8 protein-coding genes and 1 pseudogene are annotated in these 6,755 nt (G+C 56.9%); 2 read left to right on the forward strand and 7 right to left on the reverse strand.

Annotated features, from left to right (window positions below):
• Nucleotides 1-429: 429 nt before the first annotated feature.
• Nucleotides 430-1,005, reverse strand: coding sequence for a Tat pathway signal protein (locus tag QT222_RS09045; protein WP_491476976.1), 576 nt, complete (start codon nt 1,003-1,005; stop codon nt 430-432).
• Between the two features lie 455 nt (nt 1,006-1,460).
• On the opposite strand from QT222_RS09045, the pseudogene QT222_RS09050 reads away from it, so the two are divergent.
• Nucleotides 1,461-1,688: pseudogene (locus QT222_RS09050) on the forward strand (ABC transporter substrate-binding protein); the annotation flags it as partial.
• On the opposite strand, the gene QT222_RS09055 reads toward QT222_RS09050, so the two are convergent.
• From QT222_RS09055 to QT222_RS09080, 6 genes are all read right to left on the reverse strand, one after another.
• A complete protein-coding gene (locus QT222_RS09055) occupies nt 1,678-2,082 on the reverse strand; it encodes a universal stress protein (protein WP_491476977.1) in 405 nt (134 codons plus the stop codon). The pseudogene QT222_RS09050 and the gene QT222_RS09055 sit on opposite strands and share 11 nt — an antisense overlap.
• A 65-nt stretch (nt 2,083-2,147) precedes the next feature.
• Nucleotides 2,148-2,405, reverse strand: a complete 258-nt coding sequence (locus QT222_RS09060) for a DUF7520 family protein (protein WP_179955359.1) — start codon at nt 2,403-2,405, stop codon at nt 2,148-2,150.
• A 358-nt stretch (nt 2,406-2,763) separates the two neighbouring features.
• Nucleotides 2,764-4,524 carry a cbb3-type cytochrome c oxidase subunit I gene (locus tag QT222_RS09065; protein ID WP_491476979.1) on the reverse strand — a complete coding sequence of 587 codons (1,761 nt, stop codon included), beginning with the start codon at nt 4,522-4,524 and terminating at the stop codon, nt 2,764-2,766.
• 98 nt (nt 4,525-4,622) lie between these two features.
• Entirely contained in the window at nt 4,623-4,982 is a 360-nt protein-coding gene (locus QT222_RS09070) for a DUF6684 family protein (RefSeq protein ID WP_004057348.1), read from the reverse strand.
• 80 nt (nt 4,983-5,062) lie between these two features.
• The gene (locus QT222_RS09075) at nt 5,063-5,428 is read right to left on the reverse strand and encodes a DUF7541 family protein (protein ID WP_004057347.1); all 366 of its coding nucleotides are present in this window, start codon (nt 5,426-5,428) and stop codon (nt 5,063-5,065) included.
• A gap of 45 nt (nt 5,429-5,473) precedes the next feature.
• The gene (locus QT222_RS09080) at nt 5,474-5,677 is read right to left on the reverse strand and encodes a VNG_1110C family protein (RefSeq protein WP_004057346.1); all 204 of its coding nucleotides are present in this window, start codon (nt 5,675-5,677) and stop codon (nt 5,474-5,476) included.
• A 213-nt stretch (nt 5,678-5,890) separates the two neighbouring features.
• Between QT222_RS09080 and QT222_RS09085 the strand changes: the two genes are divergently transcribed.
• On the forward strand, nt 5,891-6,755 hold an 865-nt coding region (locus QT222_RS09085), incomplete at its 3' end, for an OBG GTPase family GTP-binding protein (RefSeq protein WP_491476978.1).

Raw genomic sequence — 6,755 nt, forward strand, 5'->3', positions numbered from 1 at the left:
GGCCGGTGTAATCCGAAAGGGCCATACGTAGTTTACGCGCTCCGCGAATAAGTTATTTTCTTGTGTAGACTAAGTAGTAATATAATCTATATCGGGTGATTTTGAGGTATTCAGAGGTGTATTGTCCAGTAGCATGGTATTTATTGACAGATGAAGCGTTCTCCGCTAGACTCGACGACTACTACCACATGGGTGGCCTCGCCATCGTTGATGAGATAGTTTCACTCGTAGTACGAACTGCGCGAACGCGAGTGTAGAGACGAAGAACAAATGGTCGAAAAAGGTGAATTCGTGCGGGCGGCTTCGAACCGAGGACATCGAATGCGGACACGAGGGTTGTTTGCCGCCACGCGGTTAGTGTGAGATTTTACCCACAGTCACGGACACAAGTTGGTGGCTATAGTTGTGCTACTCCCGAGAGTCGAACTATCACCGCGAGGTCTCGTTGTTGCAGGAACACGAAAGCCCGAGCGAACTGGGGTCGTTGTTGAACCTGTCGAGCGTATCTTTCAGGGGTTCACCGTCTACTCCGCCAGCCATCCATTTCTTCTGTTTTTCTTCCTCTGCCCAGTTGGAATCGTCGAGCCAGTCTCCCGCCTTATTCTTCACCATCTCGATAGTGTGGCCCTCGAAGGGACCGCTCTTCAGTTTCTTGTCTGTACACGTCGGGTCGTCGACGGGACGGTTTCTGAGGTTCAGAATGCTGGCGAGGTAGTGCTTTCCCATGATGTTCGCCTTGTCACCCTTCGTTGGAGAGACGAGGAAGTCACGCCACCCGGAGTGAGTCATCGTGACTCCTCTGATAGTGAGGGGGTCGTCGAGTTCTAGGGGCTCCCACGCGTCCGGGTGGTTCGCCCAGAAACCGGGTGTTCTGGGACATTTCGTCGCTGCTGCGCTACCAGCGAATGCGGGGACGCCGATACCAACACCCAGCGCCGACATTGTGCCGAGTCTCAGGACGGACCGGCGTGTGGGAGTCCAGTGGTCTGTCGTTTCTTTGGTCATACGTATCAGCCACGAGCGTGGCGACCGGTTATTTGCCCTTAACGGTGATAGTTATAATTCGAACAGTCATCATTGTGTGAAATTAATCGGAGGTCAGTTCACTGTGATACTGGTTAAATTGGCACAATTCGGGAATAAATATCTATAGTCTGATAGATATACGTGCCTGTAACTCTATCATTATAACGAGATTTCACACTCGTTGAATCGAAACACACTGGGGGACGTTCTCACGAGAAATACCAGAAATCCTGTTGTTTAACCGGCTGAAAGGACCGATTACCCGTCAATTCTGACCGTCGAGTGGCTTTCCATTGGTACGTGATTATCCCTAGAGCACGTCGTCTACTGCGTTTTTGTTTCGTATTTCTGCTGCCTATGAATGTCAAATACAACAGAATATATTGTTAATAAACACCATTGGAGTATTTTCTCAATGTTCAACGCCTACATAGGCGCTCGCGCCGGTCGTGGAAGAAGCCTACGGCGAGGACCTGAAGTTCTACCAACTCTACACCGACTACAGTTGGGGACGGACCCAGCAGGCGTCGATGAAGCAGTTCATGACGGACGTTGCGCGATGGGAGCAGGTCAAGCCCGTCGCAACACCACACGGGACCACGAACTACTCGACGTATCTCTCGGAAGCGCAGAACTCCGGTGTGGACGTTCTCATTCTGAACCTCTCGCGGTGCCCGTCACCATAACAGGGCGGTCGGTGTTCAGAATCACTGACTGTGTGACGCTGCCGAAGAGCGCCTTTCCGGCAGGTGACCGCTTGCGACCGGCGGTGACAATGAGGTCCGCGTCTTCTTCTTCGGCGAAGTCGATGATGACCTCCGCGGGGTCGCCGGATGACTCGTTCACATCGTAGTCGATTCCGTGGTCTTCGAGGTATTCACTTGCCTCCCGGACCGAGTGAATCTGTGTCGCGGACGCACCACTGGGGTTATCCGTGAAACTATGGACGAGTGTAACTTCTTTTTCGGCGGCGTCACCCGGGAGGTTTGTGACCGCTTGGACGCACGCAAGTGCGTGTTCTACGTCGTCATCGACACCGATTACCACGTGATACATACTCTCACGTCCCGGTGACAAGTCTTAGTTTTTGTGTCGAGGTTCGTACCGGTTTTCGTACCGGTTTACACCGCGTTGTCGTCGAGTTCCGACGAGACGTAGACGACGAGTACGAGCGGAATTCCGAGGACGAGTGCGATAGTTAGCGCCCCGTAGGCAGCGAATCCGATGGGTGTTGCCGGGAATGGAATTACGAACAAAAATTGGGGTGCACTGAGCTTCGGGACGAACGTCCCCGCGAGGAAGCCTGCGGTACCGGCGGCGGCGACGAGGGCGACGTATAATCCGAGAACGAATCGCTGACCGCGGACGTTCGAACTCACGATTTCAGGTCCGAACCGCACGCTGTTAGGGGTTTCCGTTCCTTTCCGCGCACCGATGCACCTTTTGCCGCACAGTCGCAAGCCATCGGTATGTCGGATACCGATATCCTCGGAATCATCCTCGGGGCCATCGCGATACTGATGTTTGTGACGGGTATTCTCCTCGTCATCTGAGAAACGCCTGTTCTCTGCAGCAGTCGTCAGTTAGTGTGAGCGGGCGCGCTCAACCCATTCTCGCGTCGTTCGGGAGTTCGTCTGAACGCCGCAAGGTTGTCTCTGGACGAAATTGACGCTGAGCGCGTTCGCTCTCGAAAACAGCGTCCGAAAGAAGTGGCCGCGAAGTCGACGAGTGTGTTCGTTACTCGTCGTCAGCCGCAGGTACCGTGTCCGCGTCAGCAATCGTTTGACCGCCGTCGGTTGCGAGTTCAGACTCTTCTTCGCCACCGTCGGGGACGGCCGTCTGCAGTTTCCGTTCGAACCAAGCCCACTCGGCGGTTTCGAGGTTGTCTTCACCGAGGTTCCATGGGTCGCCGTCCTGGACGACAGGGCCTTCGAGCCACGACTGGACGAAGTTCCAGACGAAAATCATCTGACCGGCGAGCAGGATGAGCGCGCCGATTGTGGCAATCTGGTGCAGCGTTGCGAACTGCGGCAGGTAGGTCGCGTAGCGACGCGGCATGCCACCGTATCCGAGCAGAATCATCGCGAAGAACGTCACGTTGGTCCCGATCATCGAGAGCCAGAAGTGCCACTTACCGAGCGTGACCTGGTACATCCGGCCGGTGTAGATGGGGAACCAGTAGTAGAGGCCAGCGAAGCCGGCGAAGGCGATGGCACCCATGACGATGTAGTGGAAGTGACCGACGACGTAGTAGGTGTCGTGGAGGATGAGGTCCACCGGAATCGACGCGAGGAAGACGCCCGTCACGCCGCCGAGGATGAAGTTCGACACGAAGCCGATACAGAAGAGCATCGGCGTCGTGAGGCGAATCTTCCCGTTCCACATCGTCGTGATCCAGTTGAACGTCTTCACCGCACTCGGAATCGCAATGGCGAGCGAGACGGCCATGAACGACGCACGGAGACGGGGGTCGATACCCGTCGCGAACATGTGGTGCGCCCAGACACCGAACGAGAGGACACCAATGGCGAGCGTGGAGTACACGACGAACTTGAACCCGAAGAGGCGACGGCCCGCAAAGCGGGGGAGCACGAGGCTCACGATACCCATCGGGGGAAGCACGAGGATGTACACTTCGGGGTGACCGAAGAACCAAAACAGGTGCTGCCAGAGAATTGCGCCGCCGTCGACCGAGAAGAACATCGTTCCGAAGTTCCGGTCGAGAAGCAGCATGAGAATCGCGCTACCGAGGAGCGGGAACGCGAACAGGATGAGACCAGACTGGGTGAGGACCGTCCACGAGAAGATGTCGAGGTTGGCCCACGAGACCTTCTCGTCACGCTCCGTGAAGATGGTCGCAATGAAGTTGATCGCACCCATCGTGGCCGAGACACCCGAGAGGTGCAGGCCGAGAAGCATCAGGTCCACACCGGCGTTTACCTGGTTTCCGGAGCCGGCACCGGCCGAAAGCGGTGTGTACATCGTCCAGGCCGTCTGCGCCGGAATCACGTCCGGGATGGGGAAGAACCCGGCCCAGATGAGCAGCGCCGCCGGCGGCAGGAGCCAGAACGCGATGGCGTTGATACGCGGGAACGCCATGTCGTCGGCACCAATGAGAAGCGGGATGAAGTAGTTCGAGAACGCGGCGAGAATGGGCGTCCCGAACAAAAACAGCATCGTAATCCCGTGGCTGGTGAGCAACGAGTTATAGAACGTGTTCGAAATGACCGTCGCCGCCGGGTCCGCAAGTTCGATACGCATCAGGACGACCATGAGTCCGCCTACGACGAATGCGACGAGCGCGTACGCGCCGTAAAGTATCCCGATGTCCTTGTGGTCGACCGTTGTTAACCAACGGATGACCCGGGTTTTTTCCTCCCCCGACACGTCCTGCTCAGCATCCCCACCGGGGGCCCCCCCCCCCGCGGGCGGGGTGTACGACCGCCAGTCTTCGACCCGCGCGAGCCACGCGGCGACGGCGATGAGGAAGACCCCCATGAGCACCGTCAGTGCTAACTGTCCGTTAACCTCCATGGATGTGCCTGAGTAGTGCAGGGTAATGAAAGATTCGGGACCGCCCTGCGATTCGAGGTGTTTTAAGCCGTCTCTTCCGCCGCTTCGACTGCGTCCGCTTCGTTAGTTTCTTCCAGTTCGGCGGCTTCCGCCGCTTCCTCTTCGTGGAGCGGGCCGACGCCGGGGACCGTCGCTTGGCCCGGCGGGTAGACGGTTCCGGACTGCTCCGCGCCAACGATTGCTTTCCCCGAGAGGTACGTGAGCACCGCCAAGAGAACAAACGGCGTGACGAGGAGTCCGTACTGAAGTCCTGAAGCGAGCGATTCGAACCCGAACGGGTTGACAAGAGCGAAAGCCACCACGAAAAACAGGATGATGACTAACGGCACCATGTTGACCGTCAAGTCGAGGATGGTGTCCTTGTCGAACGTCTTGGTTCCCATATCGAGACACTGGGGGACGCCGTTCAAATAGATTGTTGGTTTCTCGTTCGACTGACGGCGACCACTACGTAAAGTTAAGCTTAGATGTCCTGTCGCTGCTCACGGACGAACAACTCGAAGACTACGCCGCCAAAGACGAGCAATGCCGCCGCAGTAATCACTGCGTACCCACGTGCGACGAGGTTGATGTCGGTGAACGCCAGTGCCGCCCCGAACCCAAACAAGATGACGGAAAACCCAATTAATGCCCGCATTGTGGACCCAACGTATCCGGATTCGCTGAGCATGCCGACGACACTTCCTCCGAACAAGAGGAGGCCTCCGACGGCGAGCGGGAACAGGCCGAAAAGGAGACCCAATTCGGAGATAGGGATACCGAGTGCGATGAACACTGGCCACGGACTGGCCGTGCGGTACTGGTCGGAGAGTCCCGGCGCTTCGTCCATACAGGGCCGTTGGGCTGTGTCGTAACAAGCCCTTCGGAACGGTGGCTACCGGAGTGAGATACCCTGACGGGTGAGAAAGTCGCTCACCGCCCGAATCTCGACCGGACTCCCGATAATTCGGCACAGTTCTTCAGTTTGGGCATGGATAGTAACGACGAACTCGGCTTCGATCTCGTCGCGTATACTATCCAGAAGCGCGCACGGAAGCACGATTTGGGTGCTATCGCGGAGCGTCCTGGGGTCCGGCATCGGTCTTTATCGGGCGGTCGGATGCGTTATGTATAATCGTGCCGATATTTTTCGGCGCACGCGTATGAATTAATCCCATTTTCCTCACGTCGATGATGGCTAAACGGCCGATAGTGTCGAAGTTTGTCGGTACGTGTTCGGTTTTTTCTTCCGGTACGAATCTGCGGGTCGGAAGGAAAGGGTTTTTCGACGGACGCGGCGGAACTGTTAACGATGGGACTGGAGGAGGAGATCGAAGATATCCGCGAGGAGATATCTAATACGCCGTACAACAAGTCGACTGAGGCGCACATCGGTCGGCTCAAGGCGAAACTCGCGGAACTGAAAGAGAAACTCGAAAACCAGAGTTCAGCCGGTGGCGGCCAAGGATACGCCGTCGAGAAAACCGGCGACGCGACAGTCGCACTGGTCGGATTCCCCAGCGTGGGTAAGTCGACGCTCATCAACGCGCTCACCAACGCGGACAGTGAGACCGGCGAGTACGAGTTTACGACGCTCGACGTGAACCCGGGAATGCTGAAGTACAGAGGTGCGAACATCCAGATACTGGACGTTCCCGGCCTCATCGAAGGCGCTGCCGGTGGCCGTGGTGGCGGTAAGGAGGTTCTCTCTGTCGTCCGCACCGCCGACCTCGTCGTCTTCATGCTCTCGGTGTTCGAGATAGAGCGTTACGAGCGACTCCAAACGGAACTCTATAACAACAAGATTCGACTGGATACGTCGCCGCCGAACCTCTCTATCACGAAGCGAGGAAAAGGCGGGATTCGAGTGACGAAAAGCGACAGCGTCGACCTCGAAGAGGACACGATAAAAGGGATTCTCCGCGAGCACGGCTTTGTCAACGCCGAAGTGACGCTCCGCGGTGAGACGACCATCGACGAGCTCGTCGACGGTATCATGAAAAACCGCGTCTACCTGCCGTCTATCGTCGCCGTCAACAAGGCAGACCTCATCGATAAGGACTACCTCCCGACGGTCGAGGAGAACCTCCGCGAGGTCGGTCTCGACCCCGACGAAGTGACGTTCATCAGCGCCGAAGCCGAAAAGGGACTCGACGCACTGAAAGACGAGATTTGGG

It is taken from the genome of Haloferax sp. s1 (assembly GCF_058382125.1).